Annotated in this window: 25 protein-coding genes and 1 pseudogene; 4 read left to right on the forward strand and 22 right to left on the reverse strand. The window is 60.4% G+C overall.

The features are described 5' to 3' along the window. Nucleotides 1-163 precede the first annotated feature (163 nt). Nucleotides 164-1,615, forward strand: coding sequence for an APC family permease (locus M2360_RS07395; protein WP_280774033.1), 1,452 nt, complete (start codon nucleotides 164-166; stop codon nucleotides 1,613-1,615). Between the two features lie 60 nt (nucleotides 1,616-1,675). Beyond that, a complete protein-coding gene (locus M2360_RS07400; protein WP_280774035.1) occupies nucleotides 1,676-3,154 on the forward strand; it encodes an aldehyde dehydrogenase in 1,479 nt (492 codons plus the stop codon). A gap of 136 nt (nucleotides 3,155-3,290) precedes the next feature. Here the strand turns inward: M2360_RS07400 and M2360_RS07405 are convergent, their stop codons facing one another. After that, the gene (locus M2360_RS07405) at nucleotides 3,291-3,803 is read right to left on the reverse strand and encodes a flavin reductase (RefSeq protein WP_280774036.1); all 513 of its coding nucleotides are present in this window, start codon (nucleotides 3,801-3,803) and stop codon (nucleotides 3,291-3,293) included. Between the two features lie 11 nt (nucleotides 3,804-3,814). Further along, a complete protein-coding gene (locus M2360_RS07410; protein ID WP_280774089.1) occupies nucleotides 3,815-5,353 on the reverse strand; it encodes a 4-hydroxyphenylacetate 3-hydroxylase N-terminal domain-containing protein in 1,539 nt (512 codons plus the stop codon). A gap of 126 nt (nucleotides 5,354-5,479) precedes the next feature. On the opposite strand from M2360_RS07410, the gene M2360_RS07415 reads away from it, so the two are divergent. Beyond that, nucleotides 5,480-6,355, forward strand: a complete 876-nt coding sequence (locus M2360_RS07415; RefSeq protein WP_280774038.1) for a helix-turn-helix domain-containing protein — start codon at nucleotides 5,480-5,482, stop codon at nucleotides 6,353-6,355. Nucleotides 6,356-6,377: 22 nt separating this feature from the next. Here M2360_RS07415 and M2360_RS07420 read toward each other — a convergent pair whose 3' ends face one another. The 13 genes from M2360_RS07420 to M2360_RS07480 all read right to left on the reverse strand — a co-directional run bounded on the left by M2360_RS07420 (nucleotide 6,378) and on the right by M2360_RS07480 (nucleotide 20,018). After that, on the reverse strand, nucleotides 6,378-7,088 hold the full coding sequence (locus tag M2360_RS07420; RefSeq protein ID WP_280774039.1) for an ATP-binding cassette domain-containing protein: 711 nt from the start codon (nucleotides 7,086-7,088) through the stop codon (nucleotides 6,378-6,380). After that, a complete protein-coding gene (locus M2360_RS07425; RefSeq protein ID WP_280774041.1) occupies nucleotides 7,085-7,801 on the reverse strand; it encodes an ATP-binding cassette domain-containing protein in 717 nt (238 codons plus the stop codon). Before M2360_RS07425 ends, M2360_RS07420 begins: the two co-directional genes overlap by 4 nt. After that, nucleotides 7,798-8,826 (reverse strand): branched-chain amino acid ABC transporter permease, encoded by a 1,029-nt coding sequence (locus M2360_RS07430; RefSeq protein WP_280774043.1) that lies wholly within the window; start codon nucleotides 8,824-8,826, stop codon nucleotides 7,798-7,800. Before M2360_RS07430 ends, M2360_RS07425 begins: the two co-directional genes overlap by 4 nt. Then, nucleotides 8,826-9,698 (reverse strand): branched-chain amino acid ABC transporter permease, encoded by an 873-nt coding sequence (locus tag M2360_RS07435; RefSeq protein ID WP_280774045.1) that lies wholly within the window; start codon nucleotides 9,696-9,698, stop codon nucleotides 8,826-8,828. The genes M2360_RS07430 and M2360_RS07435 overlap by 1 nt, the downstream gene beginning before the upstream one ends. A gap of 15 nt (nucleotides 9,699-9,713) precedes the next feature. Next, complete coding sequence (locus tag M2360_RS07440) at nucleotides 9,714-10,970, reverse strand: ABC transporter substrate-binding protein (RefSeq protein WP_280774046.1); 1,257 nt, start codon at nucleotides 10,968-10,970, stop codon at nucleotides 9,714-9,716. Between the two features lie 83 nt (nucleotides 10,971-11,053). Next, entirely contained in the window at nucleotides 11,054-12,649 is a 1,596-nt protein-coding gene (locus M2360_RS07445; protein WP_280774049.1) for a GMC family oxidoreductase N-terminal domain-containing protein, read from the reverse strand. A 2-nt stretch (nucleotides 12,650-12,651) separates the two neighbouring features. Further along, on the reverse strand, nucleotides 12,652-14,055 hold the full coding sequence (locus M2360_RS07450) for an aldehyde dehydrogenase family protein (RefSeq protein ID WP_280774050.1): 1,404 nt from the start codon (nucleotides 14,053-14,055) through the stop codon (nucleotides 12,652-12,654). A 155-nt stretch (nucleotides 14,056-14,210) separates the two neighbouring features. Then, entirely contained in the window at nucleotides 14,211-15,170 is a 960-nt protein-coding gene (locus tag M2360_RS07455; RefSeq protein ID WP_280774052.1) for a helix-turn-helix domain-containing protein, read from the reverse strand. A gap of 165 nt (nucleotides 15,171-15,335) precedes the next feature. Further along, nucleotides 15,336-16,232, reverse strand: a complete 897-nt coding sequence (locus M2360_RS07460; protein WP_280774054.1) for a 5'-methylthioadenosine phosphorylase — start codon at nucleotides 16,230-16,232, stop codon at nucleotides 15,336-15,338. A 10-nt stretch (nucleotides 16,233-16,242) separates the two neighbouring features. Continuing rightward, nucleotides 16,243-17,043: an ABC transporter permease gene (locus M2360_RS07465; RefSeq protein WP_280774056.1), complete on the reverse strand. Its 801-nt coding sequence runs from the start codon at nucleotides 17,041-17,043 to the stop codon at nucleotides 16,243-16,245. Continuing rightward, on the reverse strand, nucleotides 17,036-17,905 hold the full coding sequence (locus tag M2360_RS07470) for an ABC transporter permease (protein WP_280774058.1): 870 nt from the start codon (nucleotides 17,903-17,905) through the stop codon (nucleotides 17,036-17,038). Before M2360_RS07470 ends, M2360_RS07465 begins: the two co-directional genes overlap by 8 nt. Beyond that, the gene (locus tag M2360_RS07475; RefSeq protein ID WP_280774059.1) at nucleotides 17,902-18,951 is read right to left on the reverse strand and encodes an ABC transporter ATP-binding protein; all 1,050 of its coding nucleotides are present in this window, start codon (nucleotides 18,949-18,951) and stop codon (nucleotides 17,902-17,904) included. Before M2360_RS07475 ends, M2360_RS07470 begins: the two co-directional genes overlap by 4 nt. A gap of 23 nt (nucleotides 18,952-18,974) precedes the next feature. Further along, a complete protein-coding gene (locus M2360_RS07480) occupies nucleotides 18,975-20,018 on the reverse strand; it encodes an ABC transporter substrate-binding protein (protein WP_280774061.1) in 1,044 nt (347 codons plus the stop codon). A gap of 208 nt (nucleotides 20,019-20,226) precedes the next feature. Between M2360_RS07480 and M2360_RS07485 the strand changes: the two genes are divergently transcribed. Continuing rightward, nucleotides 20,227-21,237 (forward strand): LacI family DNA-binding transcriptional regulator, encoded by a 1,011-nt coding sequence (locus M2360_RS07485; RefSeq protein WP_280774062.1) that lies wholly within the window; start codon nucleotides 20,227-20,229, stop codon nucleotides 21,235-21,237. A 211-nt stretch (nucleotides 21,238-21,448) separates the two neighbouring features. Here M2360_RS07485 and M2360_RS07490 read toward each other — a convergent pair whose 3' ends face one another. The 7 genes and pseudogenes from M2360_RS07490 to M2360_RS07520 all read right to left on the reverse strand — a co-directional run. Continuing rightward, nucleotides 21,449-22,081, reverse strand: coding sequence for a hypothetical protein (locus M2360_RS07490; protein WP_280774063.1), 633 nt, complete (start codon nucleotides 22,079-22,081; stop codon nucleotides 21,449-21,451). Then, nucleotides 22,074-22,715, reverse strand: a complete 642-nt coding sequence (locus M2360_RS07495; RefSeq protein ID WP_280774065.1) for a hypothetical protein — start codon at nucleotides 22,713-22,715, stop codon at nucleotides 22,074-22,076. The genes M2360_RS07490 and M2360_RS07495 overlap by 8 nt, the downstream gene beginning before the upstream one ends. 130 nt (nucleotides 22,716-22,845) lie before the next feature. Continuing rightward, nucleotides 22,846-23,805: a sugar kinase gene (locus M2360_RS07500; RefSeq protein WP_280774066.1), complete on the reverse strand. Its 960-nt coding sequence runs from the start codon at nucleotides 23,803-23,805 to the stop codon at nucleotides 22,846-22,848. A gap of 3 nt (nucleotides 23,806-23,808) precedes the next feature. Continuing rightward, on the reverse strand, nucleotides 23,809-24,852 hold the full coding sequence (locus tag M2360_RS07505; RefSeq protein ID WP_280774068.1) for an ABC transporter ATP-binding protein: 1,044 nt from the start codon (nucleotides 24,850-24,852) through the stop codon (nucleotides 23,809-23,811). 3 nt (nucleotides 24,853-24,855) lie between these two features. Beyond that, a complete protein-coding gene (locus M2360_RS07510) occupies nucleotides 24,856-25,698 on the reverse strand; it encodes a carbohydrate ABC transporter permease (protein ID WP_280774069.1) in 843 nt (280 codons plus the stop codon). Beyond that, complete coding sequence (locus M2360_RS07515) at nucleotides 25,698-26,633, reverse strand: sugar ABC transporter permease (protein WP_280774070.1); 936 nt, start codon at nucleotides 26,631-26,633, stop codon at nucleotides 25,698-25,700. The genes M2360_RS07510 and M2360_RS07515 overlap by 1 nt, the downstream gene beginning before the upstream one ends. 7 nt (nucleotides 26,634-26,640) lie before the next feature. Next, nucleotides 26,641-26,840, reverse strand: a pseudogene (locus M2360_RS07520) (sugar ABC transporter substrate-binding protein); the annotation flags it as partial.

The following is a 26,840-nucleotide window of genomic DNA, read 5'->3' on the forward strand; positions in this document are numbered from 1 at the left end:
GCGGCTTTTTGCAAGTCTATATTTGAAGCACTGGTTCATTATTTAAACCATGCTTAGGCCGGTTTGCAAAGAGCACTCAAAACAGCCGCAGCCGGATCGAACTGGAGGATCGTCGCCCATCGGTGGCGGAAAAATCGCAACGCCAAAGGGGAGCTTACGCGATATGAGCAATTCAACCACACAAGCGGGCGCTGACAACCGCCTGCGCAAGAACAGCCTCGGCGTCAGCGCCGTCACATTCCTGGTGGTCTCGGCAGCCGCGCCGTTGACGGCGGTCGCCGGTGGCGTACCGCTGGCCATGCTGCTGGGCAACGGATCCGGCATTCCCTTGACCTTTCTGCTGGTCACCGCGATCCTGATCTCTTTTGCGGTCGGATATGTCGCCATGGCCCGGCATATTCGAAACGCTGGCGCTTTCTACGCCTATACGGCGCAGGGACTGGGCGGCATGATGGGCGGCGCCGCCGCTTTGATCGCAATCCTCGCTTACAATGCGATGCAGATCGGCGTTTTCGGTCTGTTTGGAGCTGCCACTTCAGGTCTCTTCGCCGGTTGGGGACTGGACCTGCCATGGTGGGTCTGGACTTATATCGGCATCGCGGCCGTCGCTGTTTTCGGTTACCGTCGTGTCGACCTGTCCGCCAAGGTGCTGACCATCCTGGTTATTCTAGAATATCTCGTCGTGTTGGTGATTGACGTCGCGATCCTGTTGACCGGCGGCGACAGCGGCCTTTCCATGACGCCATTCACGCCCTCGGCATTTATGAACGGCGTGCCGGCAATTGGAATTCTATTCTGCTTTGCCGCCTTCATCGGTTTCGAGGCCACGACGATCTATAGCGAAGAAGCCCGCGAGCCGCACAAGACCGTGCCGCGCGCCACCTATATCTCGGTGGTCATCATCGGCCTGTTTTACATGCTGACATCGTGGCTGATGGTCGTCGGCGCCGGCGTCGACAAACTCGTGCCTGAATTGCAGGGGCTGCAGGATCCCACGAGCTTCCTGTTCGGTCTCGCCGATCGCTATGTTGGTCACGGCATCGGCGTCGTCATGGGAGTCTTATTGGTCACCAGCCTGTTTGCCGGCGTGCTGGCTTTCCACAACGGCGTCGCCCGTTACATCTATGTCGCCGGCCGCGAAGGCCTGCTGCCGAAGAGCGTGGGTGTCACCCATCCGAAATATCAGAGCCCGCATGTTGGCTCCGTCATCCAGACGGTGATCGCAGTTCTCGTGGTCGCCTTGTTCGCGGCGACGGGACAGGATCCCGTGCTGGCGCTGTTCTCCTGGCTCACCAATGTCGGAACGCTGGCGATCATTTTCCTGATGGCGCTGACCGCCTTCTCGATCCTGACATTCTTCAGCCGTCATCCGGCGTTGGAGAAGAATGTGGTCGTTACCAAACTTCTGCCGGTGATTACCGGTGTGATCCTGCTCGCGCTTGTCTACAAGATTGCGGTGGATTTCGGAGCGATCGCCGGCGCCAATGGTTTCCTTGCCGTGTTCCTGCCGGGTCTGGTGCTGATCGCGGGCGCGATCGGTCTCATCCTGGCGGCGCGCCTGAAAGCTGCCGATCCGGCTGCTTTTGCAAGATTGGGCGCCGGTCAGGACAGTTGATAGCACAGCCAACGGATGGCGGGCCTCACGCCCGCCATCTTCATAAAAAGGGACGGAACCATGCAGGACAAGATCGATTTACTGCGCCATCAGACGCTGGAACCGCAGTCGCTGTTTATTGGCGGCGACTGGATGCAGGCCCGCAGCGGCGCGACGATGGGGGTAATTTCACCGCTTGACGGGCGCCGCCTCACCACCATCGCCGATGCGGGCGCGGAGGATGTCGATCTGGCTGTCAAGGCGGCGCGCTCTGCATTCGACAAGGGCGGCTGGTCGAAAGCGACGCCGGTCGAACGCAAGAAGGTGTTGATGAAGATCGCCGATCTGATCGACAAACATGCGCTCGAACTGGCGGTGCTCGGCGTGCGCGACAATGGCACCGAAATTTCCATGGCGCTGAAGGCGGAGCCCGGCAGCGCCGCGAGCACGTTCCGCTATTATGCGGAGGCCATCGACAAGGTCTATGGCGAGATCGCGCCGACCGCCGCCAATGTTCTCGGGCTGATTCATCGCGAGCCGGTCGGGGTGGTCGCGGCCATCGTGCCCTGGAATTTCCCGATGATGATCGGGGCCTGGAAGATCGCGCCGGCCCTGGCGGCTGGAAATTCGGTCGTGCTCAAGCCGGCCGAAGGCGCGTCTCTGACCCTATTGCGGCTTGCGGCGCTTTGCGCCGAAGCAGGATTGCCCGAGGGCGTTCTGAACGTCGTCACGGGCCGCGGCGCCGTCTCTGGCGAGGCGCTCGGCCTGCATATGGATATCGACGTCCTCGCCTTTACCGGTTCGGGTCCGGTCGGTCGGCGGCTGCTTGAATACTCGGCCCGATCCAATCTCAAGCGAGTCTATCTCGAATTGGGCGGCAAATCGCCCAACATCGTGTTCGCCGACGCGCCTGATCTCGATCAGGCGGCGAAAGTCTCCGCTTACGGAATCTTCCGCAATTCCGGACAGGTTTGCGTCGCCGGGTCGCGCCTGCTTGTCGAGAAAAGCGTGCATGCCGAGTTTTCGCAAAAAGTAGCCTCGTTCGCCGCCTCGATGAAGCTCGGCGATCCGCTCGATCTCAAGACTGAGGCCGGCGCGATCTCAAGCGAGATCCAGTTGATGAAGGATCTCAGCTATGCCGAACAGGCTCTCGCCGAGGGAGCGCATTTGCTGACAGGCGGTAAGCGCATTCTGGAGGAAACGGGCGGCTATTTCATGCAGCCGACAGTTTTTGATGTGGAGCCGTCCATGACGCTTGCCCGGGAGGAAGTATTCGGTCCCATTTTGTCCATCCTCCCCTTTGATGGCGAAGAGGAAGCCCTGCGGATCGCCAACGCCACCGAATATGGCCTGGCCTCCGCCGTCTGGACTTCCAACCTGTCGCGCGCCCATCGCATGGTGCGTGGCGTCAAGGCCGGCGTCGTGCATGTGAACACCTATGGCGGCAGCGACAACACGGTTCCGCTCGGCGGCGTCAAGCAATCCGGCAACGGCCATGACAAGTCTCTGCATGCGTTCGACAAATATATCGACCTGAAGACCGCCTGGATCCAGCTCTGAAGCTGTGAGGCATGTCAGCCATGGCGTTTGGAGATTGTTGGCGCAGAATAGGCAAGCAGTCGAACGCAAAGACGCCAATCGCGGACGATCCAAGAAAAACACCCCGTTTCGAGCCTGAAACGGGGTGTTTTTGCATTTATCCGCCGAAGCTGCCGACCTGAGACGGCACCCGCACGTAATTGCGATCGAAATAGAGCAGCGCCTCGCCGTCGGGTCGCGACCGGATGCCGATCACCTGGCCGATGAAGATATTGTGCGTTCCGACCAGTTTCGCCTCGACCAGGTGGCAGTCGAACGACACCATAGCATCCGCGAGCGCCTGACTTCCGGAGGGCATGTCCACCCAGTTCGCCGCCGCATAGCGGGCGGACATGTCCGCCTGCTTGCCCGCGAAATAGCCTGCCAGCTCCTGATGGTCGTTGGCGAGCACATTGACGCAAAACCGGCGATTTTCCAGGAATAGGCCGGATTGCGCCGATTTTCCGTTCATGCAGACAAGCAGCGTCGGCGGCTCGTCGGTGACGCTGCACATGGCGGTGGCGGTGAAGCCGCCGCGTCCAGCCGGGCCATTGGTGGTGATCACGTTGACCGGGGCGCAGACCCGGGACATCGCGTCGCGAAAGTCGGTTTTCGAAACCGTATCCTCCATGGTCTTTCTCCTCATCCCTGGGTGAGAGGGTTGAGCCAGGTGTCGCCGGTCCAGCCGTTCTCGTCGTAATCGCTCATGCAGGCGTCCACCAGCGCTTCCATTTCGCGAAGGCGACCGCCGCGCTCGGCGCCCTTCAGCACCTGAAGACGGACTTCTTCCGGCGCGCCAGCATAGTTAAGTTCATAGAGCGCGTGGCGGCCGCCGAATTCTGTGCCGGTCGCGTCCCAGAGGAGCTTCATGATTTTGATGCGCTCGATATGGCCCATGTTGTCGGAGCCGCGCACATATTGCGCCAGATAGCGGTCGATCTCTGGATTGGCAAAATCCTTGGCCGAGGAGGGCAGGTAGATCAGCCCGGAGGCGACCGTGCGGCGCACGATGTCGATGACCTTCGGATAGGCCTCCGACATGAAGGTGCGATAGCACAACGCAGCTTCGAGATTGGGAAGGACAGTGCCGTTCGCCCAGGGGATCGGATTGTGCGCCATGGCGTTGGAGAAGGTCCAGAACTGGTGCCGGATGGCGATTACCTCACCCAGCATGGCCTGATTGCCGCGGAACGCGTCGCCGCCTGTGGCGCGCAAGGCCTTCGCCAACAGGCCGGCGATGAAGTCCAGCTTCACCGCTAGACGCGTGCAGCCTTGGAAGCAGTAGCCGTGCATGAAGCCCGATGCCGGGTGGAAAGAGAGGATCTTGGCCGCATCGCGCAGCACCAGCACGTCTTCCCAGGGGATAAACACATTGTCGAGCACGAGAATGGCGTCGTTCTCATCAAAGCGCGACGACAGCGGGTAGTCGAAAGGCGTGCCGACGGTGTTGGCCGTCTGCTCATAGGAGACGCGGCAGAACATCTTGATGCCTGGTGCGTTCATCGGCACGATGAACATGACCGACAGAGACGGATCTTCCGTCACCGTCGCCGAACTCTGGGCAAGGAAATTGTAGTGTGTTAGCGCCGAGGAGGTCGCGACGACCTTCGCGCCGGACACATAGATGCCGGCGTCGGTTTCCTTGGTGATGTGGACGAAGACGTCCTTGACGGCGTCGGCGGGCTTGTGGCGATCGATCGGCGGATTGACGATCGCATGGTTCATGAACAGCACGCTTTCCTGCGCGCGCTTGTGCCAGGCGAGAGCATTGTCCTTGAACTGGCCGTACCAATCGGCATTGGCGCCGAGCGTGTTCATCAGCGCCGCCTTGTAATCGGCGGTGCGGCCCATCCAGCCATAGGACATGCGAGCCCAATCGGCGATCGCGCCCTGCTGGGCGACCAGGTCCTCCGACGATTTCGCCACGCGGAAATATTTATGGGTGTAGCCGCCATTGCCGGTGTCGGTGGGTGAGGTCAGCCTCTCCTTCGTCTTTTCCGCATGCAGCGCATCATACATGCGCGCGATGGAGCGGGCGGAATTGCGCATTGACGGATGCGACGTCACATCGGCCACGCGTTCTCCGTTGACATAGACTTCGCGACCATCGCGCAGGGATGCGAGATATTCCTCGCCGGTGAAGGGGCGCGTCTTTTCGCTGCGATAATCCTCGGCCAACATGCCGGGGCGACGGGTCTGAATATTCATGGAACTCCTCCTTTGACATTGATCAAGATGTTAGGTCTTGAACTCGCCGCTCGCCATGCACAGAATGGCAAAATCACTTGCACTTTTTCAGGCCTCGCGATGAACCGCTCTGTCCCTTCCTTTTTTGTTTACGGCGAGCCGGATCGGCCGCTTGATGTCGGCTTTATGCATGTCGAAACCGTGATGGCGCGCAGAAATGTCCATCTTGGCCAGGTTGCAGCGCATCGGCACGCGCGAATGGCGCAGATTACCTTCTGGACAAGCGGGCACGGCGCCTATTTCATCGAAGATCAGCGTTTGGATTTTTTAGCGCCGTCGGTCAGTTTCGTCCCGAGCGGCGTCGTTCATGGTTTCAGCGTTGAGCCGTCAAGCGCCGATGCGATCGTGGTCTCCATCGCAGACAGCGCTTTGATGCCCATTCGCGACCAGACGATCCTGGCGCTGGACGCGCCTTTGATGCTGACGCATCAGGGCGGCGACGCCGATTGGTCGCGGCTGGGTCGGCTGTTGGAGCAGATCGCCGAGGAATATCGGCTGACCCGTCCCGGCGCCGACCGGGTGCTGACCGCGCTCACCGCCGTCGCGTTGACAGAGATCGCCCGGCTTCGACCCGAGCAGTTTGTGAGCAACATTTCCGGCAACAGGCTTTTGGCCTCGGATTTCCGTCGTCTTGTCGATCAACATTTTCGCGACAACTGGCCGGTCGATCGCTATGTCGCTTCGCTGGGTACGACGCCGCATCTGCTGGCCCGCGCCTGCGAACAGGCGTTTGGTCTGCCCGTGAAAGCTTTTCTCAACGAACGGCGGCTTCTGGAAGCCAAACGTCTGCTGCTCTTCACGATCCGGCCTCTTGAGGATATCGCGTTCGAGATCGGCTTCAGGGACGCTGCCTATTTCTCCCGTTTCTTCAAGATGCGGGCTGGTCTGCCGCCCAGCGAATGGCGGGCCCGAAACACCTCCGACAGCGGCGCCTGACCCCATACACCGTGTCATCGCGCTATTGGGCGAGATAGGCGCGGTGGAGAATATCGGGTTGTTCGAGCAGGGTTTCCGGGGCGCCCGAAAATGTCAGCCTGCCGCGCGACATGACGCTGGCCTCGGATGCGACCTTGAGCGCGATCGTCGTGAATTGCTCGATCAGCAGCACGCCGGTCCCCTGTTCGGCGAGCCTGACGATAACCCCCATCAGCCTTTTCACGATCAGCGGCGACAAGCCGAGCGACATTTCGTCGGCGAGAATGAATTTTGGTCTCGCCACCAGCGCCTGACCGAGAGCCAACATCTGCTGCTGACCGCCGGACATCGAGCCGGCCAATTGGGCCTTGCGTTCGGCAAGCTCGGGAAAGATCTCGAAGACGTCTCCGACGGCGCGGTCGGCTTCCGCCCGGCTGTGTCCGAAGCCGGCCGCTTGCAGATTGTCGAACACGCTGAGGCCGGCGAGCACGCGGTGGCCTTCCGGCACGGCCGCCAGACCGGTGGATCGGATGACTTCCGGCGCCTTGCCGGCAAGTTGCGCGCCGTCGATATCGACCGATCCGCTTTCAATTGGCAAGACGCCAGCAAGCGCAAGGACAAGCGTGCTTTTGCCAGCGCCATTCGGCCCCAGCAGCGCGGTGATCCTGCCGGTCTCCAGCGTCAGGGAGAGATTGTCGACCGCCCGCTTGTGTCCTCGACGGACGTTGAGATTGTGAATGGTGATGCGGCTCATGCAACCTCCTCGGCGCCGAGATAGACGGCGCGAACGCGGGGATCGCTGAGAACCTCGCGGGTCGGTCCCGATATGACCAGCGAACCAAAATCTAGCACCATCGTGGCCCCGCAGACGGCCTGGATCAGGTCCACATCATGGTCGATCAGCAAGGTCATCGCGCCGTTGAAGGCGTGGATGCCAAGGATGATCTGTCTGAGACGGTCCACTTCCGTCTGGCTAAGGCCGGCTCCGGGTTCGTCCAGCATCAGCACTTTCGGTTTTCCAGCTAAACAGCGGGCGATTTCTGTCATGCGGCGCTCGAAGGCGTTGAGGCCCTGCGCCCGCGCCTTGCGGATAGACGACAGTCCACAAAACTCCAGCGCCTGAGCCAGTTGCCGCTCCCGCTCGGCATAACCGAAGCCGAGACTGTCAAGCATGACGCCGACATTGTCCTCGACCGTCAACTCATCCACCACCTGCTCTTTCTGGAACGAGCGCCTGAGCCCCCAGCGGCTGCGCTTGTGCGGCGGCATTGGCAGGATTTCGGCGCCGACGGCGCGGACTGAGCCGGCGGCTGGTGTGATGAATCCGGACAAGACATTCAAGAAGGTGGTTTTTCCTGCGCCATTCGGTCCGATAATGCCGACCACGGGCGTAACCAGTTCGACCGTCACTTTGTTCAGCGCCATGACGCCTCCAAAGGTCACGGTGAGATCGCGGATAGAGATCATGGCTGCCCCTCCTTGCGGCTCCGCCGTCGGGCGAACAGGTCGGCCATCTGTCCGGCAATGCCGTGCGGAGCTGTCGTCAATGCATGGATCAGGGCGGCGCCGAAGATGATATAGGCAGCGTCGCCGCTGACTCCGATATCGTTGAGAAGCGCAGGCATGAAGCGATAGAGCAGGGCGGCGATGACCGCGCCGTACCAGTGCCATGCGCCGCCGACGATAGTCAGCGCGAAGATCATCACCGACTCCGCCGGAGGGAAGGAGCGCGCGTCCAGCAGTTGGAGATTGCCGGCCAGCAGCCCCCCGGCAATGCCGGCCAGGAAGCCGGAAAGGCCAAACCCCCAAATTTTGTATCCGGTCACGTTGACGCCCGCCGACATGGCGACCGCTTCGCTGCGGCGGATCAATGCCCAGGCTCGGCCTGGCCGGGAGCGTTCATGCAGTTGGATCAGCAGAAAGCCGAGCGCTGCCACGATCACGCAGTAGCGAAAATAGGCCTGGTCGGATTGCGCGAGCCAGGGACGGGGCATGTAGGACACAGACTTTACCGCGAAGCCCAGCAGTCCGGGGCCTCCATTCGGAAACTGCAGGACATTGATGAGAATGCCGAAGCCGCCCGCCGCCATCAGCGTTACCAGAGCCAGGTAGAGCCCCCGCATTTTCAGGGCTGGATAGGCGAAGATCATCCCGACCGCCGCGGCGAAAAATCCTCCGAGCAGCACATTGATCTCGAATGGCAGATCAGTTCCATAGGCCAGTCGAAGAGCCATCCAGCCGCCGCAACCCATGAAGGCCACATGCGCCAGGGATACCTGGCCGAGCTTGCGATAGAGCAAGCCGATGCTCGCAGCCGTCAAAGTATAGATGACCACCGATGTCATCACTTTCAGCCACAGGGCGGACGCAAAAACCGGAAGCGCCAGCGCGAGCGTGATCAGGAAGACTGGAGCCAAGGCTTTGGCCATCAATTGTCTGCTTTCGCTATCGGCGGTCGCCGAAGCTGTCGTCGTTTGGTTGAGGGCCTGCATCAGTCGGCTCCTGCGAATGTCAGCCTGCGGCCGCGCTGCAACCACAACAGCGCCAGGATCGCCACGATAAAGGGCGAGGCGACGCGAAACGGCGCAAGCGGTTTGTAGAGGGTGAGAAAACTTTCGATGACGCCGATCGCCAGACCGGCGAAGAATGTCGTGCGGATCGAGGTCAGTCGTCCGATGACGGTGGTGGCGATGATCGGAATCACGATGAAGGTCAGCACCGCCGGGTCAAGCCGGACGAGATCGCCGAACAGCATGCCGGTAATCCCCGCCATGAGACCGGAAAAGCCCCAGGCGATGGTCTCGACCTTGCGGATCGGCGTGCCAAGCACCGCTGCCTGCTGGCGATCATCGGCAAGCACCCGCATCATCAGTCCGAGCCGCGTGCGGGCGAGGAAAAATCCCATGCCGGCGGTGATTGCAATGCCGGCGACCAGAGCCAGAAGGCGCGTTCCCGTCATTCTCAGTCCGAGCAAATTGATCGCTACGCCGTCGAGAGCGAGCGTCAGCTTGCGAGGATTGACGACCCAGAGCAGGTTCATCACGCCGAGAATGGCGATGCCGAAGCCGAGCGTGGCCACGGCCTTGACGACTGGCTCGCGATGGGCGAGCCCCGGCGCCACCAGCGCGCCATAGCCGGCCGACAAAAGGATGCCGATCGACAGGCAGACCGCCCAGGCCAAGGGCTCTGGATAACCCCATTGCAGGATCTGCCAGGCGCACATGGCGCCAAGGCCGCCAATCGCACCATAGGCGAAGTTCAGGACGCCAGTCGCCCGATTGAGCAGCACGAGCCCGACCCCGCCGAGGGCGTAGAGAGCGCCCACGGCAAGACCGGATACGAGGAAGAGGCCATAGGCGCCCATCGCTTCATCCGTTCATCAGTTGCTGGAAATTCCGAGCTCTTTTTCCTGGGCGCGGATTGGATCGAGATAGGCGCTGTCGACATCGGCGCATCCGCCCACCTGCTTGAAACCGCCATCAATCATCTGCATCATGACATTGGCGTGGTTCGGCATGTGGCGATCGCCGGGGCCTACATAGTAGGGGCCGCAGAGAAGATCGGATTTCTCGTTTTTGATTGCGCGGATCGCGTCGGTGACGGAGTTGCGATCGATCTTGGCCGGGTCGAGTTTCAGCATGGCGTCGACGAAGAAGCGGGCCGAGAGATAGCCGGACTGGCTGAAGGTATCGCGTGGATCACTCGTTTCGCCGTATTTATCCATGATCTCGCGCCAGTTGGTCGCATCGGGTCCCGTTCCATCGATTGGCGTCAGTTCGGCGTTCACATACATTTTGCCTGACCAGGCGTCGCCGAGAAGAGCCGGCACATCCTTGTCGTAAAGCGGGGTCGACGAAATCCATTTGTATTGATCCTGCGCGCCCGATTCCATCACAACCTGCAACAGGGCCGCCGCCATACCGGCAGGCAGATTGACCAGAATGGTGTCGGCGCCGGATGCGACTGCCTCAAGATAGGCGGAATTCATGTCGGCTGCGCCTGGATCGATCAGAACGCTCGATCCCGTCAGGTTCTTGGACTGCATGTATTTTTCGGTCCAACCGCAGGAATAGCGCCCGACAGTGGGAATGGTCAGTCCGATGCAGACCACATTCTTGGACTCGAGATTGGCCACAGCCCATTGCGCGGCGCCAACGCTTGATGGCAATGGACCCTGATTGGTCGAAACGATGTTCTTGGATTCAAAGCACTCCGCGACGGCGCAGCCCGACGCCATCGACATGACGTTTTCATCTTGGTAGAGCTTGGCGTTGACGCCCATTTCCACGAAAGAGGCGCTGCCGACAAGGGCTAGGACGTTCTTGTCCTTGACGAGTTTGGCGGCAACCTGTCCCGCAACCTCGGGGTTCCATTGGTCGTCTTCTACCAGATATTCGATCGGGCGGCCATTGATGCCGCCATTGTCGTTGACGCAGTTGAAATAGGCCTGGGCGGCCTTGGCGGATGACGAAAAATCGTCCGGACCGGTGCGGCCGACGACGGCGCCGACCTGGATCGGCTCACCCTCGGCTTTCTTGCCATTGTTGAGGCCGCAACTCGGCGCGGCCATGGCGCTTGCTCCGCCAACGAGGATCATCGCCGCCGAGGCGGCAAGCAGATAGGCTGTTTTTTTCATTTGGCTCTCCTCCAGTTGTTGTATGTCGCCCGTGGGCGGACGACCGGCCGCCTCCGATCAGCCGGTCTTCCTCGGCGTGACGGTCACGCCGAGATCATTTTGCCCGTGATGAAGGAAGCCGCGCGGGCTGCAATCATCATGGCGGGCGCATTGGTGTTGCCGGAAACCAGTGTCGGCATGATCGAGGCGTCGCTCACGCGCAGCCCTTCGACGCCATGGACTTTCAGATCCGGTCCGACCACGGCCATGCGATCGTCGTTGCGTCCCATCTTGGCTGTGCCGGATGGGTGAAACACGGTCTTGGCCGTTTGGCGGATAAAACTTCTCAGCGCATCCGGATCCTTCTCGATGCCGGGCTTGGGCAGCACCCGGCGCTTGACGAGTCGCGCTAACGACGGCGCCTCGAGGATACGGATTGCCAGCTCCACGCCGCGCACCAGCGTTTCGACATCCTGTGGATCAGACAGCGAATTGGCGTTGAAAAGCGCGCCGTCGCGAGGATCTGATGATTTCAGTTTGACGGTTCCGCGCGACCGCGGCCTCAAGAAGCAGGGGCCAATCGACAGGCCGTGGCCCGGCTCGGGGTCGCGATCGGCAAACCCGACCAGAACCGGCAGAACATGGAACTGGATGTCCGGTTGCCCGGTGCCGGCGGTGTCGACAAAGCCGCCGCTTTCCACGACAGTCGAGCTTAGCAAGCCGCGACGCGTCAAGATATAGCGCAGCATATGCATGGCGGCGCGGATGCCCTTGTCTTCGCCCAGAATCGAGATGGGGTCGCGGGTTTCTCCCTGGACAGGCACTTCGAGATGATCCTGGAAGTTGGCGCCGACGCCCGGAAGATCCGCCACCACCGGAATGCCCAGATCGCCCAGATGGTCGGCATCGCCAATCCCCGACAGCTGCAGGATCTTCGGCGTCGCAATCGCGCCGGCCGCCAACACGATTTCCCTGGTTGCGCTGAGCCGGCGGCCGTCGAGCAGTTCTACGCCGGTGGCGCGCTTGCCGCTGAACAGGATGCGGCCGACCTTGGTTTCCGTCATGATCTTCAGGTTGGGCCGCTTTTCGGCGTCACGCAGAAAGGCCTGCGCAGAGGACCAGCGACGGCCATTGCGCGTCGTGCTCTGATAGAAACCGACGCCCTGCTGGACCGCGCCGTTGAAGTCGGGGTTGAACGGAATGCCTGCTTCTGTCGCCGCTTTGACAAATGCTTCGTTGAGGGGGTGGCGGTGCCGCGGGTCGGAGACTGCGAGCGTTCCTGACGCGCCATGAAAGCGGTCCGATATGCGCTGGTTATTCTCAAGCGACCGGAAAGCCGGCAATACGTCCTCATAGGACCAGCCTTTGCAACCCATCTGCGACCAGGTGTCGTAGTCGTTGCGATGGCCGCGAATGTAGATCATTGCATTGAGCGAACTGCCGCCGCCGAGAACATTGCCTTGCGGCACAATGGACGGGCGGCCATTCAGCCCCTTTTCCGGTTCCGACACATAAGGATGGATGTCGATGCCCTTTTCCAAGACTTTGAAAAAGGTCGCGGGGATATGGATGAAAGGATCCTTGTCGGTGCGGCCGGATTCAATCAGCAACACGCTGTGGGCGGGATTTTCCGACAGGCGGTTCGCCAGGACGCAACCGGAGGAGCCGCCGCCGATGATGATGAAATCGAACGTTTCCATGGTCAGCTCAGCACAGTCTGGATGGTGGTGAATTCCTTGAGGCCTTCGGCGCCAAATTCCACGCCGATGCCGGAGTTCTTGACGCCGCCGAACGGAGCGTTGGGCTGGATGGCCCCATGTTTGTTGATCCAGACCGAACCGCATTCCAGCTTGAGCGCATACCGGCGCGCCTGTTCCGGGTCCGACGACCAGACCGAACCGCCAAGGCCGGCGGGATTGCGGTTGGCGCGTTCGATCACCTCGTCGATGTCCGAGTAACGAATGATCGGCAGGGCAGGGCCGAACTGCTCTTCGTCGACAAGGCGCATCCCGTCCGTCACATCGGCCACGAGTGTGATCGGATAGAAATAGCCGGCGCGATCCATCGGTTGACCGCCAATCAGGATGCGGCCTCCATTGGCGTGGGCGTCTTCGACGAGTTCGCGCACTTTGTTGAACTGCATCTCGTTCTGTACGGGCCCGAGAATGCTAGTCTCGTCCATGCCATCGCCAACTGGAATATTCGCGGCATAGGCCGCCAGCGCCTCGCAGACGTCATCATAGATGCTGTCATGGACGTAGAGGCGTTTAAGGGCGGCGCAGGTCTGGCCGTTGTTGATGAAAGCGCCCCAGAAAAGGCCCTCGGCGATCCCTTTGGGATCGACATCGGGGAGGACGATGCCGGCATCATTGCCGCCGAGTTCCAGTGTCAGCCGCTTTAATGTATCGACAGCGGACGCCATGATTTTCTTGCCGGTTTCAGTCGAACCGGTGAATGTCATCTTTGCGACGGTCGGATGAGCGGAAAGCAGGCCGCCGATCGGATTGTCGCCAGTGACGACATTGACCACGCCGGGCGGCAAAACGGTGTTGATGATTTCCACCAGGCGGATGGTCGATAGCGGCGTCATCGGCGACGGCTTGATCACCACCGTGTTGCCGGCGCGAATGGCCGGCGCGATGTGCCAGCAGGCGATCATGACCGGCCAGTTCCATGGGGTGATCGAGCCGACCACACCGATTGGCTTGCGATGGAGTTCGACGCGGCCTTCACTGTCGTCCTGCAGAACCTCGACAGGAAGCCGGAGGTCCGCTGTGTAGCGTGTCCATGCAATGGCGCCGCCAATTTCGAAACGCGAGCCAAGACCGTTCATAGGTTTGCCCTGCTCGAGGGTGAGCAGATGGGCCAATTCCTCCGCATGATCCCCGATGGCGTCAGCCATCGCGCGGCAGGCCGCCATGCGGTCCTGATCCGATGTCTGACTCCAGCTCTTGAAAGCCGCGGCCGCAGCGACGACCGCCTGGTCAAGTTGTTGGGGCGACGCCAGCGGCATCATCCCGACAATATCGCCGTTCGCCGGATTGTGAATGGGCGCGTGGTGTTCTGTCGGCACGCTTTCGCCGCCGATGATCAAGCTGTAGTCCATTTCTGTTTCCTCCCAGGCGCCGCTTGGGAGGCGACGCTGATCTTACGGGAGCACTATCCGATTAGACGCTATCGCTGTCTTGGAAGATTGCGCGGGTCGTCTTGGAGAAAAACGCAGGTGCGGCGCACAAAAAATCCGCGGCGTCTCGGGTTTTCCTATCCCTGTTTGAGGCAATCTGTCGGCGCGCAGTGAAACAGGTCCTTGAAGCTGCGATTGAAGTAGGAAATGTCGTTGAAGCCGGCGGAATAGGCGACATCGGCGATCGTCGCATTGCCGCGATGATCCTTGATCTGTTCTATTTTCTGCTTTGCCAGCTTGAGCCGCTTGTCGCGGATGATCGTCGTGCAGGTGACGCCAAGCCCCTGAAAGTCCTGCTGCAGCGTGCGGATGGACACGCCGATGCGCGTCGCAAGCCATTTGGCTGACAGATTGGCGTCGGTCAGATGGCGATCGATCAGGATGTCAACCATCTGCAGGCGACGCCCCGCGCTATCGTTGACCAGGTGTGGCAACGCCTCCGCATCCGAGACGAATGCCTGCCGTGTCGCGCTGAAGATGAGGTCCTTGAGCTGCGCCGAATTCGTGTCGTTCGCCGGCGTCGACATGATCTTGGCGATCAACGCCCGGAGCATGATCGCCATCGGGTCAAAACCCTGCAGCTTGCGGGCGACGTCGAAACTCGTACGTTTTTCAGAATACATGATCTGTCGCGGCAAATGCATCGACAGATGATTGCTGAATACGCCGCCAAAATGAAAGGTGGTTGGTTTGGTAGAGTCCACCAGAATGCAATCGCCGACATCAAGCGTATTATGGTGGCCGAAATGATCGACGCCGCATGACCCTTCGAGTTGGACGATTAGGAACAGATGCTCGTTGCTGTCACGCTTTATGTCGTCCCAATCGCGATGAACGCGATCGAGATCGTTCGAGACATGGGCGAATTGCATTCCACAGACATCAATGCCGCGCGCAGCGCCCCGTACGGATTTGCCATTTTCCGTTGGGCGGGGGGTGAACCGTCCGCATATCGATTGCAGGTCATCCGCCCATTGATCGTAAGGAATAATCGTCCAGTCGACCGGCATCAGGCTCCGGCTGTTCAACAGCTCCATTTCCGCCTCCCAACAGAAAGAGAATGCCCAGGACGCCTCCACGCCATGGGTATTTAACATATTCAGTATCTGCTGTCCCGGGGAGTTGGTCAAGAGCCGCAAACAGGTGAGCGCAGTCCGCGATGAGCATGAGCGTCGAGGTTTGGCGACGGTGGCCGGCGCCCGCTAATATATGGTGTAGCGCTCCATTGGCTGTGGAGATTTGAGCTCAGCGCAGCCACAAGGCCTTTCTGTCTGGATTTTGGCGGCGGTCAGAAGTGCTACCCGTGATGCGAGCATCGACAGGCTGGGTAGAATATCGTCCTGCAGCAGTTGTCCACGACTTCGGTCCATATAGTCATTGAAACCGGCGGTGACGAAGGCGCATGGCACGAAGCAGGCTCCGATCTCCCGCGACAATGTCGCTTCCGGTGCGATCGAGTGGTTGACGATATCGGCCCCCATCCCTCGAAAGGCCATCGCCTCGGCCGGGGTGGTTAGGCGCGGCCCATATGTGTGGGCCGCGACCAGTCCCTGCTCTATCCCATGCACGCGGCAGGCTGCTGGCCAGATCTTGCGCGCCGTATTGGCCAGGATGCCGGCGCAATGCGGGCAGACGATCTGCTTGCCGGAGCAGTCGAAGCGCTGCCGCCCCGGCAAAAGCGAGTAGGGCGTTTGAGTCATCTCGATGATATCGGCGTTGATCACCATGTCGCCCGGCTGGATCGCCTTGTTGACCGCACCGATCGTCGAGCAGGCGATAACGTGGCTGACACCCGCTTCCATCAACACCCAGAACGACCGCCGATGGCAGGAGTGGTCGATATGGTCGCGCGGATTGCCATGAGAATACATGCACAAAGCTTGTTGCGTCTTTCCCTGCGCGGTGATGCTGGCGTCGAATTCCAGGAGCTTCCAGTTTTCCGAGACGCCGTAGGGCGTGTCAAAGGCGAGATCGCGGGCGAGCACTCGCACACCAGCCATGGCGACATCCTCGGGGAAAGCGAGACCCCAATTTGCGGAGCCGGTGATGATCGCCAGTTTGGTCCTGGGTATGGAAGAAAGAAATATGTCCCGCGTCATGTCATGTCTTTCATGCGGTTTGGCCGCGGTCACGCAAATTGATAAACAGGACGACGCCTGAAATCAGGACGGTCCAGAGGGTTGAGATTGCGGCGATCGTCGGGTCGATCTGATCGCGGAGCGAAATGAACATCAGCTTCGGCAGCGTGCTGTTCGGGCCATTGGCGACAAAGATCGAGATCACGGCTTCGTCGAGAGAGGTCAGGAAGGCCATCAGTGCGGCGGTCGTCAGGCTAAGGCCAAGCTGCGGCAGGATGACGTCTCTCATCGTGCGGAACCAACTGGCGCCAAGACTGCGCGCCGCCTGAGCCTGGGCCCAGTCGAAACGGTTGAGCGCCGGATGGAGCACGATGACCGATACCGGAATGGCGAGCACGATGTGTCCGGCGAGCACCCCTGTCAGCGTTCCCACGAGACCGAGTTTCGCAAGCACGAAGAACAGTCCGATTGCGAGCAGGATGCCCGGAGTGACCGAAGGCAAAAGCAGCAACGCATAAACCCCTGCTGCGCTCCGAGAGCCCAGCCGGTTGATGGCGAAACAAGCAAGGAAACTCAACGGTACGGCGATTGCGGCTGTCAGCACGCCGAGGATCAGGCTGGTGCGCAGGGCCGCCATCCAGGCCGGGGACGAGAAGAACGTCTCGTACCAGCGGAGCGACCATTGCCGGGGCGGGAATTCGAGCAGGTCGGAGGCGGAGAAGGACAGCGGCGCTACGATCAACGTGGGCAGCATCAGGAACAGCAGGACCATTCCGGAAAACACCCAAAGCAAAGTCCTGCTAGTTCGATTGTCCTGATAGGCGTCAAGCATGGCGCGCCTCCCGGCCGAGGAACCAGCGCGTGGCGTACAGCATGGCGCCGGTCAGGAGCACCAGGACGAGCAGTAGCACGCCGAGAGCGCTGGCGGAGCCCCAGTCCTGGAAGGTGGAAAGTGTGCGGTCGATACGGATCGAGATCGGATTGACCTTGCCGCCGCCAAGCACCGCCGGCGTGATGAAGAAGCCGAGCGTATAAATGAAGACGATCGTCGAACCCGACAGAATGCCGCCGGCCGACAGCGGTAGGATGACGGTCCGCACACAATGCCAGAGGCTCGCTCCCATGCTGGCGGCTGCCCGCGTGATGTTAATGTCTATGTCGCGCATGGCGGCATAGACCGGCAGCACAAACAGCGGCAGCATGTAATGGACCATGCCAATCAGCGTCCCGCTGAAATTATAGACAAATGGCAACGGAGCTTCCGTCAGGCCCAGAGCTTGCAGCGTCGAATTGATCAATCCATCCTTGCGCAATAGCACCAGCCAGCCATAGGTGCGCACGAGAATCGAGGTCCAGAGAGGCAACATGATCAGGATCAGCACCCGGTTGGCGATGCGGGTGCTGGCGCTTGCAAGCGTCAGCGCCAGCGGCACGCCAAGGATCATGCAAGCCAGAAGCGTGGCGCCTGACAGCGCCAGAGTCGTGCCCAGCGCCGACCAGGTAAGCCCGCTTGAGAGTATCTTTTCGTAATTGGCGATGGAGACGTTGCCGCCGAGATCGAGAAAGGACTGGCGCAGTATCCACGCGATGGGCAGCAGGGCGGCGAGCCCGACGAGAAGGAGCGCTGGAAGCGCCAGCGCCAAGTAGAATCGACGCTCGCGCCGGGCATCCCGGAGATAGGACGCCCTGCTCATCGCGCGCCGCCTTCCGGCAGACTATGCACGGACGCGACCGCTGTATAGGCTGTGACAGCCTGACCCTGTTGGAAATCGGCGCAACCCGCCGAGCGTGTGGCCGGTATGCTGATCGTCACCTCGGCGCCGTTCGCCGTCAGCAATTTGAGAAGCCAGTTTTCACCACGAAAGGCTTTGGCTGAGAGCGCGCCGTTGATGGCCACCACGCTCCCGGCAATCTCAGAGGGATCCAGATAGAAACTCTCGGCTCGGATCATTGCAAGGCCCGGCCGCGTTTCGCCGGCGCCGCGAAAGCCGCTGAGTTGACTGCCAGGCAAAATGTTGGCCTCGCCCATGAATTCCGCGACAAAACGGGTCTTCGGGCGATGGTAGATCTCGGACGGCGAGGCGATCTGCTGGATTTCTCCGGCATCCATGACGGCGATCCGGTCCGACATGGTCAGCGCCTCGCGCTGGTCGTGGGTGACGTAAATGGTCGTGATGCCGAGATCGTCGTGTAATCTGCGGATCTCGAACTGCATGTGTTCGCGCAAGTTCTTGTCAAGCGCCGACAAGGGCTCGTCCATCAACATTACGCGGGGCTCGAAAACGATGGCGCGGGCAAGCGCCACGCGTTGGCGCTGACCGCCGGACAAGGCGGCGATGTTGCGGTCGCCATAGTGCTCAAGCTTGACCCGCGCCAGGGCGGCCAGCGCTCGCCTCCGGGCTTCGATTTTCGGGACCTTGCGCAGGATCAGCGGATATTCGACATTCGAGACGACGCTCATATGTGGAAACAACGCATAGTTCTGGAACACGATGCCGATATCCCGCTTGTCGGGCGACAACCGGGTGACATCCCGGTCGCCAATCGCAAGGGAGCCGCTGTCAGGACGGACAAAGCCTGCAAGGGCCATCAGAAGCGTCGTCTTGCCGGATCCCGAAGGCCCGAGCAGCGTCAGGAACTCGCCCGCCGCGATTTCCAGGGAAACCTCATTCAGGGCGACATAGTCTCCAAAGACTTTCCGGACGCGATCGATGGTGATGGGAAGCGAGGCGATGGCCATTGTGAGAGCGGCTCCCGGAAACGTCAGCGATTCATCATTTCGTCGAAGGCGGCCTGTGCCGCATCGCCGTTCTTTACCCACCAATCGGCCTTGGAGAACACAGAGGTTTCGACGTTGCCAGGCGCTGTTGCAAGCAGTCGCAGGCGTTCGGCGGGAATAAGGCCACCCTCATACGCCTTCGGGTTCAGCGGGCCATAGGCAATGAAGTCCGTGAGTTTGGCGCCGCGTTCCGGCTTGGTCATGGCGGCGATCAGCTTCATCGCCGCATCCTTGTTCGCCGACCCCTTCGGCACGGCAAGACAGTCGGTGCCGATTACTGAGCCCTTGAAGCTGTAGTCGGCTGCGCCGCCATCAGCCTTCACGCTTTCCGCGCGGCCATTCCATGTGACGACGAGGTCCGCTTCGCCGTCCTTCAGGATCTGGGCGGATTGGGCTCCCGAGGTCCACCAGACCGAAACATTCGGCTTCAGTTCAGCCAGTCGATCAATGGCGCGCTTGAGGCCCTCGGGCGTTTCGAGAACCTTATAAACCTCGTTTGGGGCGACACCTTCGGACAGGAGCGCGATTTCGATGAGATCCTGGGCATTGGCGCGCAATGCACGCGTGCCGGGATATGCCTTCACGTCCCAGAATTCGGCCCAGTTCGCAGGCGGCTTCTCACCAAAGGATTTGGTGTTCCAGGCCATGACGGTGCCATAGGAGCTGAAAGGATAGCAATAGGCCGACTCCGCGCCCGGCGGCAGCGTTTTCGGGTCGATGATCGAATAGTCGAGCGGCTCAAGCAAGCCTTGGGCCGCCGCCTGAGCGCCTTCCGGCGAACCCAGATGGATCACGTCGGTTGTCACTGCGCCAGACGTCACCTGCATCTTGAGAGCGGCAAAACCGTCGCTCTGTGTTTCTTCGCGCACGTCGAGGCCGAGTTCGGTGGCGGCGGGCCCCCACATGGTCTCTTTCATGGCGGCGCCGTAATCGCCGCCCGCCGTGGTGATGGTCAGTGTCTGGGCTGCCAGCGGGCCGGCGACAGCCAACGCGATAGCAGCCATGGTGAGGCGCAACATTCCAGTCATGGGTTGATCTCCTTTGTTCACCCTCTAAACGAAAATATCGGTCTTAATGCCTGATTTTTACAATTCGTAACGTTACGATTAAGAGATATCTACGTTTCGTCAAGTGGAATCTCTGGCGCATGGCCGCGGGCGGCTTCCAATCGCGGCGCGAAGAGGGCAGTGTGACGGAAAAGCGAAAGTCAAAAGACTGAAGGAGATCACGGCTTTGATGGAGAGACCCAATCTGCGGCGGATCGCAAATGAGCTCGGTCTTTCGGTTACGACGGTGTCCCGCGCCTTGAAAGACGGTCCGGAGGTGCATCCAGACACGATCCGGCGGGTAAAGGCGGCGGCAACTGCGGCGGGTTACGTGCCGAATCTACATGGCCGGGCTTTGCGCACAGGCCTTACCCGCACATTGACGGCAATCCTGCCGATGGAGACGCGCGACTATCTGTCGGACATCGCGAAGCTTCCCTTGATCGAGGGATTGACGATCGCTGCTCAGGCGAAGGGTTACGGCCTTTCCATTTACTCTACGACGCCAGAGGAAGAGCCGCAGGAAAATCTCCGCCGACTGATCCAGGCGGGCAGCGCCGATGGCATCGTCATCACCCGCATGGTGGCGGATGATCCGCGTATCCCCTTTCTTCTCGATCGCAAGATCCCCTTCATAGCGTTTGGCCGCAGCGACAGCCCGCATGATTACGCCTATGTGGATGTGGACAACGAGACGATCGCTTCCGAGGCGACAAGCATGCTCGTCGAAAAGGGTTGCCGCCGCATAGCCCTGCAGCTTTTGGCGCGTGAGGATCAGTACAGTACGGCGCGCAAGGCCGGCTATGCCAAGGCGCATGACAGGGCAGGCCTGCCGCTTGACGAGCGCCTTATCGGCCTGGAGGATTTCACGATGCAGGCGAGCGAGGGATGGATTTCTCGCCTTTTGAACCTGCCAGATCCCCCGACAGGCCTTGTCTGCGCCAATGAGCTAGGCTTGCTCGGGGCCTTGAGCGCCACCCGCCGAAAGGGGCTGACTGTAGGTCGCGATTTCCACGTTGTCGTGCGCGACAATACCCATATATGCCGGTATCTCTCGGTTCCGCTGGTTGCCCATACTGTGGATATGGTGGCTATCGGACATAATCTCGTGGAGGGGCTGGTGCGCCAGATCGAACAGCCGGACGCTCCGCGCATGCATTGCATTCATACCGGGACGGTGGAGTTGATTGGCGGCGGATGAGGCCCATTCAAGCAGCCGAAAAACGCTATACGACGTCGGCGCAACGTCAAAGAAATCCGGGAAAATCGATTCCAAACTTAACACAAAGGCGCCCAGAATCTTGCGGCGTGTCGGTATCAACCTTAAAAACGATTGCGTCCCGACTTTGTCATATCAGATCAACAGCAGCGCGCCGGGGCAACAAGCTCAGGGCGAACGATATAGCAGTTGGTCACAGGCCCTGCGTCGTCTGGTTGTCCGACGTCGTCTCCGGGGAAACGAGCCAATCGCCAATTCTGGCGATAAAAGAGGCAGGCATGAACCAGTTGGGCTCATAGCCCAGCATTTTTTGCAGGAAGCCTGCGGCAAAGCCGCCATTTTCGAGCGCATTTTCTCGGAATGACCACCATGACCTGATATTGCCGATGTCAGGCGCGATATGCGTTTGTAGATGAAACTCCTGCTCCATGGCGGCTGCATGGACGGATAGGCAGAACATCGTGCAAACATAGCCCTCGGGCCAGAACGCGCTCGGCGCATCGGGTTTCTGTTTGGTCGCGGGGCCTAAAGCCTTGATAGGCATATCGGCGATCAACTCGCGGAACATCAGCGAGGCGGCGAAGGCGAAAAACGCCGGGCGCTCGCTTTTGTCGTTGGGTCTCTGGCGATCGATCATCTCCAGCCATCGCACGAAAACCGCAGCGATCTTGGTCTCATCGACCGTGAATTCGCAGCCGAGTTCGGCTTCGAGCGTTTCGACGAACCGTGTAAAGGCCGCCTTGAACCATCGAAGTCGACGGACGGCGACGCGATAGGGCTCGTTGGTTGGCGGCAGGGACGCCATCGGTTTGAACTGTTCAGACATTGTCCGCATACTTTGCATAGAGCAAGGCGAGAGCCGCCGCGTCGCGCGTCCCGCAGGCCGTGACAATCTGTTTGGCGAATATCCCCGACAAATCGACGGCCGACATGAGAGCCATTTCCTGATCGGCCTCCTCTCGCGGAGACTGTAGCCAGAGAAGCACCGCGAAAATCGCGACGGCCTTGGCTTCGTCGCCGCTCAAAAGCGCGTTTGCGCTCGTTATGTGGCCTTGCAGAACCGGCGCGTCGATCAATGCAAAAGTCAGCGTCGCAGCCATATGCGCGCCCGACACGTGCTTTTGCGACGTCACGGTTTCGGCGAAGGCTTTTCGGGCCGCTGCTTCGCTGACGAAGGCGCCCGTGAGCGACATCCGCGCGGTCGCCAGTTTCATGGCGGGATAGAGCGTTGCGGCGAACAGATTTGCCGGCGCCTCTGTCGCGCTGAGATCTTCCAGCATGATATCGGAATCTGGTTCAGTGCCGATCATCGATTTCGCCAGCACCGAAACCTGCGCGTTCACCCGATGGCCTAGTCCCATCATTTCATCAAGGACAGCATTGGCAATGTCTGCCGCCGGTTTAGGCAGCCTGTCTGCGGTCGCCCTCGATCGCAGGGCTTCGCCTCCACGTTTGACCATGAAGCGAATCCCGCGCAGCATCTCGCGGAGCGGGACGGGATCGATCAGATTTGGCCGTGGCGATGTCCCCACTTGTCAACTCCATTGCAGACGTTGAGAACATAGTTCAAAGCGGACCCAGGGGGAAGCCTCAGAGCAGTTGGCGGCGTTTCGTCATGCGCATGAATTCGAGCGTTGTTGCATAGTCGCGCACTCCGGCCTGACTGCCGAGTCCGGTCGCATTCTGCGCCGACGACGCCTGGCCGAGATCGACGGCTTCATTCAGCGAAAGGCCCTTGAGCAATCCGGTCGCAAACCCTCCATTGAAGCAGTCGCCGCAGCCGCAGGTGCATTTCACCTGGACCTCATAGGCCTGCGAACGAATTTCCCGTCCATCGCGATCGAGATAATAGGCTCCGTTGCCGCCCATTGTCAGAATGACGCTTTTCGCGCCGCGATCGATCAGGAACTGGGACAGAGCCCGATTGCCGCTCAGGCCTGAAAGCGCCGCTGCTTCTTCCTCTGACGGCAGGAAATAGTCGGTATAGGGAAGCAGCGCTTCCACTTTCGGCAGGTCCGCCTTGGTCGAGGCGAAAACGTCTAGGGTCGTGATCACGCCGCGACGCCGTGCCTCCGCCATGATCTCGCGGGTGCGCCCGTTATCGTCCATGCGGTTCATCAGGCCGACGCCGCCGACATGAAGGATTTTCGTATCCAGAAGATCGTCGATCTCGGCATCCTCGATGAAGAAACCATCGGTCGCGCCGCGCTTGTGCAGAGCGGGACGCTGGCCATCGGGACGGGTGGTGACGACGGAGGAGGAGGTGGTGAAACCCTCGCATCGGCTCATCAGCGAGATGTCGATGCCGAAGCTCGCAAGTTTCATCAGCACCCAGTCGCCCATGTCGTCATGACCGACGCCGCCGACGGCGCGCGCCTTGAGGCCATGCTTGGCGGCTACGATGACGGCGCTGCCGGCCGCGCCGGAGACAGCGAGCGTGAATTCGTCGACGAAATAGGTGTCGCCGCCCGGAGGAATGGCGGTGACGGGGCGGCAGAGGGCGTCGAATGTGATGAAGCCCATGGAGGTGTAATCAAATTTCGGCGCCATGACTTAGCCTCGTATCCGCTGCCCGGCCTGATCGAAGAAGAATGTGTTCGCCAGATCGAAGCTGATGCCGATCGGAGCGTCGATGTCGCGGCGAAACTGTCTGTCGGCCTTGACCTCGATCTGCTTGGCGCCCGCGGAAATGGTCAGATAGGTGACGTCGCCGGTCGGCTCGACGCCATAGACGGTTCCGTTGATGTATCCGCCTTCCGTCACGCGGCAGTCTTCGGGGCGAATGCCGAGCGTTACAGGTCCGGACACATAGGCAGGGCAGTGGGCGGAGACGCCCGGTGCGGTGAAAGCGCCGTCTTTGGCCACGCCTTCGATCAGGTTCATCGGCGGGCTGCCGATGAAGCCCGCGACGAAGGTGTTGGCGGGATCGGAATAGATCTGGTCCGGCGTGCCGACCTGCTGGATCACGCCCCTGTTCATGATCACGATCCGGTCGGCAAGCGTCATCGCCTCGATCTGGTCATGCGTCACATAGACGGTCGTCACTTTCAGTTGCCGTTGCAGATGTTTGATCTGTACGCGCATCGAGGCGCGAAGTTTGGCGTCGAGATTGGACAGAGGCTCGTCCATCAGGAACACCTGGGGCTGGCGAACCACAGCGCGGGCGAGCGCCGCGCGCTGACGCTGGCCGCCTGACAGCGCTGAGGGCTTGCGGTCGAGATATTCGCCGAGTTCGACCATGGCTGCGGCGTCGCGGATCATCCGGTCTTGCTTGTCGGCTGGAATTTTGCGCATTCTCAGCGGAAAGCGGATATTCTCGTAGATGGTCATGTTCGGATAGAGCGCATAGCCTTGAAAGACCATGGCGACGTCGCGGTCGCGGGCGTCGATGTCGTTCATCACCTCGCCGCCGATGATGACCTCGCCTTCGCTGGGTTGCTCCAGGCCGGCGATCATCCGCATGGTGGTGGTCTTGCCGCAACCCGAAGGGCCGAGCAGCACGAGGAATTCCTCGTCGTCGATGTCGAGCGACATATGCTGAACGCCAATGAAGGCTCCGTATCGCTTGACGATGTTTTGAAGCTTGATCGAACCCATGGCTTATCCTTTCACTGCGCCCATCGTCAGGCCGCGCGACAGATGCTTCTGGATGAGGACAACCAGGATCAGGATCGGCGCAAAGGCGAGGAAGGAGACGAGGGCTATGGCATTGTAAATGACGCCGTCGGAGCCGCCGGTGAAATTGGCAAGCGCGACCGACATCGTGTAGGCATTCTCGGTGGAGGCGAGAAGCAGTGTGAAGAGAAACTCGTTGATCGCGAAGATCGCCGCGATGACCGCCGCCGTGATGATGCCGGGCAGACAGGCGGGAATGATGATCTCCCGGAGTATCGTCAGGTCGCCTGCGCCATCGGTGCGGGCCGCGTCCTCCAACTCCTTGGGAATATCCAGCATGTAGCTGCGGATGATCCAGGTCACCAGCGACAGATTGACTGCGGCGTAGACCAGCATCAGCGCCCAGACGGAATCGAGCAGGCCGAGTTTCTTGAACAGGAAGAAGATCGGGATCGCCACGATCGCGGGCGCCATCATCCGGGTGGACAGGATATAGAAGCCGATATCCTCGCGCCCTTTGAACTCATAGCGCGACAAGGCGAAGGCGGCGGGGATCGCCAGCGCAAGATCGATGATCACCGAGCCGGTGACCGCCACAAGCGAGTTGCGCAGATATTTGCCGATCGGCCAGTCTTCCACCAGTTGACGCCAGGCGTCGAGCGAGAAGGTGGGAAAGTAGATCGGCGAGGTCGTAATGATCTCTGTTCTCGGTCGGAAGGCGATGGTCATGAACCACAGGATCGGGGCCAGGCACACGAGCGCCCAGGCGCCGAGGATCAGGTAACGGATCAGAAGGCTTTCGCCACGGGTTCTACGTACGGAAGCCATCAGCTCTTCCCCGAATGGAAGGCGCGCTTGACGATCGTCTGCGCCACGATAACAGTGATGATCAGCATCAGAACCGATGCGGCCGACGCATAACCGAAATTGAACATGCGGAAACCGGTGCGGTAGATGAAAAAGCTCATGGTTTCGGTCGTGCCGCCCGGCGTTCCCTGGGTCATGATGAAGACGTTGGCGAACATGGTGGTGATGTCGATGGCGCGCAGCGTCACGGCCACCACGATCACCGGCCGCATCATCGGCAGGGAGATGTTCCAGAAGATCGCTGGCCAAGATGCGCCGTCGAGACGCGCCGCTTCCTCGATTTCCTGATCCTGGCCCTGCAAAGCAGCGACGAAGATGATGAACAGGAAGGGGGTCCACTGCCAGACGTCGGCGACGATCAGCGTCAACCGCGCCAGCCAGACGGAACCAAGCCAGTCGACATTGCCGCTGACGATGCCGAGATGCATGAGGAGATCCGAAATCACCCGCCCGTCATTGAAAGCGAGCTTCCAGATGAAGGCGACGGCGGAGGGCATGAACAGCATCGGCATCAGGAACACGATGCGCCAACCGCGCACCATGCGATCCCGATAAGCGAAATAGGCGATCGCCAGCGCGATCACTGTTTGAAGGCAGAGTGAAATGCCGCCGATGATCAGCGTGTTGCCGAGTGCGGCCCAGAATTCGCGATCCTGGAGGATCTCGATGTAATTGTCGAAGCCCGCCCAGGTCCATTTGACGAATTTGACGACGAACAGGCTCTGATAGATCGCGAAAACACCCGGATAGAGCGTGATCGCCAGTAGATAGATCAGGGCAGGTGCGACGAGAAGGTAAGGGAATGCTGCCCGCAGCAGGGGCGAACGTCGCTTATATCGACGCGCAGGGGCGGCGCGATCCGCCCCTGCTGTCTGGCTGCTTGTGAAAGTCGCCATCATCACCTCAGAACGGCAGCGGCTTGCCGGCGCCGACATACATGCCGGGAGCCACATCCGCATAAGCGACCGGGCCCTTGCCGCCGCTGAAGCCGTTCTTTTCCATGATCTTTTTCCAGGCGTTCTGGCCGTTTTCCAGGGCTTCCTTCGCGGAAATCTGACCGGTGACAGCGCGGTTGATCTCGTTGCCGAGCGCCTGCTCCATTT

Origin of the sequence: Rhizobium sp. SG_E_25_P2 (assembly GCF_029892285.1) — a bacterium.
Taxonomy (GTDB): Bacteria; Pseudomonadota; Alphaproteobacteria; order Rhizobiales; family Rhizobiaceae; genus Rhizobium_E.

Coding starts and splice junctions, on each gene's coding strand:
- M2360_RS07475 (WP_280774059.1), bottom strand. CDS start 18,951: ATGGCCATCGCCTCGCTTCCCATCACCATCGATCGCGTCCGGAAAGTC.
- M2360_RS07430 (WP_280774043.1), bottom strand. CDS start 8,826: ATGCAGGCCCTCAACCAAACGACGACAGCTTCGGCGACCGCCGATAGC.
- M2360_RS07425 (WP_280774041.1), bottom strand. CDS start 7,801: ATGATCTCTATCCGCGATCTCACCGTGACCTTTGGAGGCGTCATGGCG.
- M2360_RS07510 (WP_280774069.1), bottom strand. CDS start 25,698: ATGGCTTCCGTACGTAGAACCCGTGGCGAAAGCCTTCTGATCCGTTAC.
- M2360_RS07440 (WP_280774046.1), bottom strand. CDS start 10,970: ATGAAAAAAACAGCCTATCTGCTTGCCGCCTCGGCGGCGATGATCCTC.
- M2360_RS07455 (WP_280774052.1), bottom strand. CDS start 15,170: ATGGAGCTGTTGAACAGCCGGAGCCTGATGCCGGTCGACTGGACGATT.
- M2360_RS07435 (WP_280774045.1), bottom strand. CDS start 9,698: ATGGGCGCCTATGGCCTCTTCCTCGTATCCGGTCTTGCCGTGGGCGCT.
- M2360_RS07445 (WP_280774049.1), bottom strand. CDS start 12,649: ATGGAAACGTTCGATTTCATCATCATCGGCGGCGGCTCCTCCGGTTGC.
- M2360_RS07495 (WP_280774065.1), bottom strand. CDS start 22,715: ATGGTCAAACGTGGAGGCGAAGCCCTGCGATCGAGGGCGACCGCAGAC.
- M2360_RS07410 (WP_280774089.1), bottom strand. CDS start 5,353: ATGTTGGCCGAGGATTATCGCAGCGAAAAGACGCGCCCCTTCACCGGC.
- M2360_RS07460 (WP_280774054.1), bottom strand. CDS start 16,232: ATGACGCGGGACATATTTCTTTCTTCCATACCCAGGACCAAACTGGCG.
- M2360_RS07405 (WP_280774036.1), bottom strand. CDS start 3,803: ATGGAGGATACGGTTTCGAAAACCGACTTTCGCGACGCGATGTCCCGG.
- M2360_RS07500 (WP_280774066.1), bottom strand. CDS start 23,805: ATGGCGCCGAAATTTGATTACACCTCCATGGGCTTCATCACATTCGAC.
- M2360_RS07400 (WP_280774035.1), top strand. CDS start 1,676: ATGCAGGACAAGATCGATTTACTGCGCCATCAGACGCTGGAACCGCAG.
- M2360_RS07485 (WP_280774062.1), top strand. CDS start 20,227: ATGGAGAGACCCAATCTGCGGCGGATCGCAAATGAGCTCGGTCTTTCG.
- M2360_RS07420 (WP_280774039.1), bottom strand. CDS start 7,088: ATGAGCCGCATCACCATTCACAATCTCAACGTCCGTCGAGGACACAAG.
- M2360_RS07515 (WP_280774070.1), bottom strand. CDS start 26,633: ATGGCGACTTTCACAAGCAGCCAGACAGCAGGGGCGGATCGCGCCGCC.
- M2360_RS07505 (WP_280774068.1), bottom strand. CDS start 24,852: ATGGGTTCGATCAAGCTTCAAAACATCGTCAAGCGATACGGAGCCTTC.
- M2360_RS07480 (WP_280774061.1), bottom strand. CDS start 20,018: ATGACTGGAATGTTGCGCCTCACCATGGCTGCTATCGCGTTGGCTGTC.
- M2360_RS07450 (WP_280774050.1), bottom strand. CDS start 14,055: ATGGACTACAGCTTGATCATCGGCGGCGAAAGCGTGCCGACAGAACAC.
- M2360_RS07470 (WP_280774058.1), bottom strand. CDS start 17,905: ATGAGCAGGGCGTCCTATCTCCGGGATGCCCGGCGCGAGCGTCGATTC.
- M2360_RS07490 (WP_280774063.1), bottom strand. CDS start 22,081: ATGTCTGAACAGTTCAAACCGATGGCGTCCCTGCCGCCAACCAACGAG.
- M2360_RS07395 (WP_280774033.1), top strand. CDS start 164: ATGAGCAATTCAACCACACAAGCGGGCGCTGACAACCGCCTGCGCAAG.
- M2360_RS07465 (WP_280774056.1), bottom strand. CDS start 17,043: ATGCTTGACGCCTATCAGGACAATCGAACTAGCAGGACTTTGCTTTGG.
- M2360_RS07415 (WP_280774038.1), top strand. CDS start 5,480: ATGAACCGCTCTGTCCCTTCCTTTTTTGTTTACGGCGAGCCGGATCGG.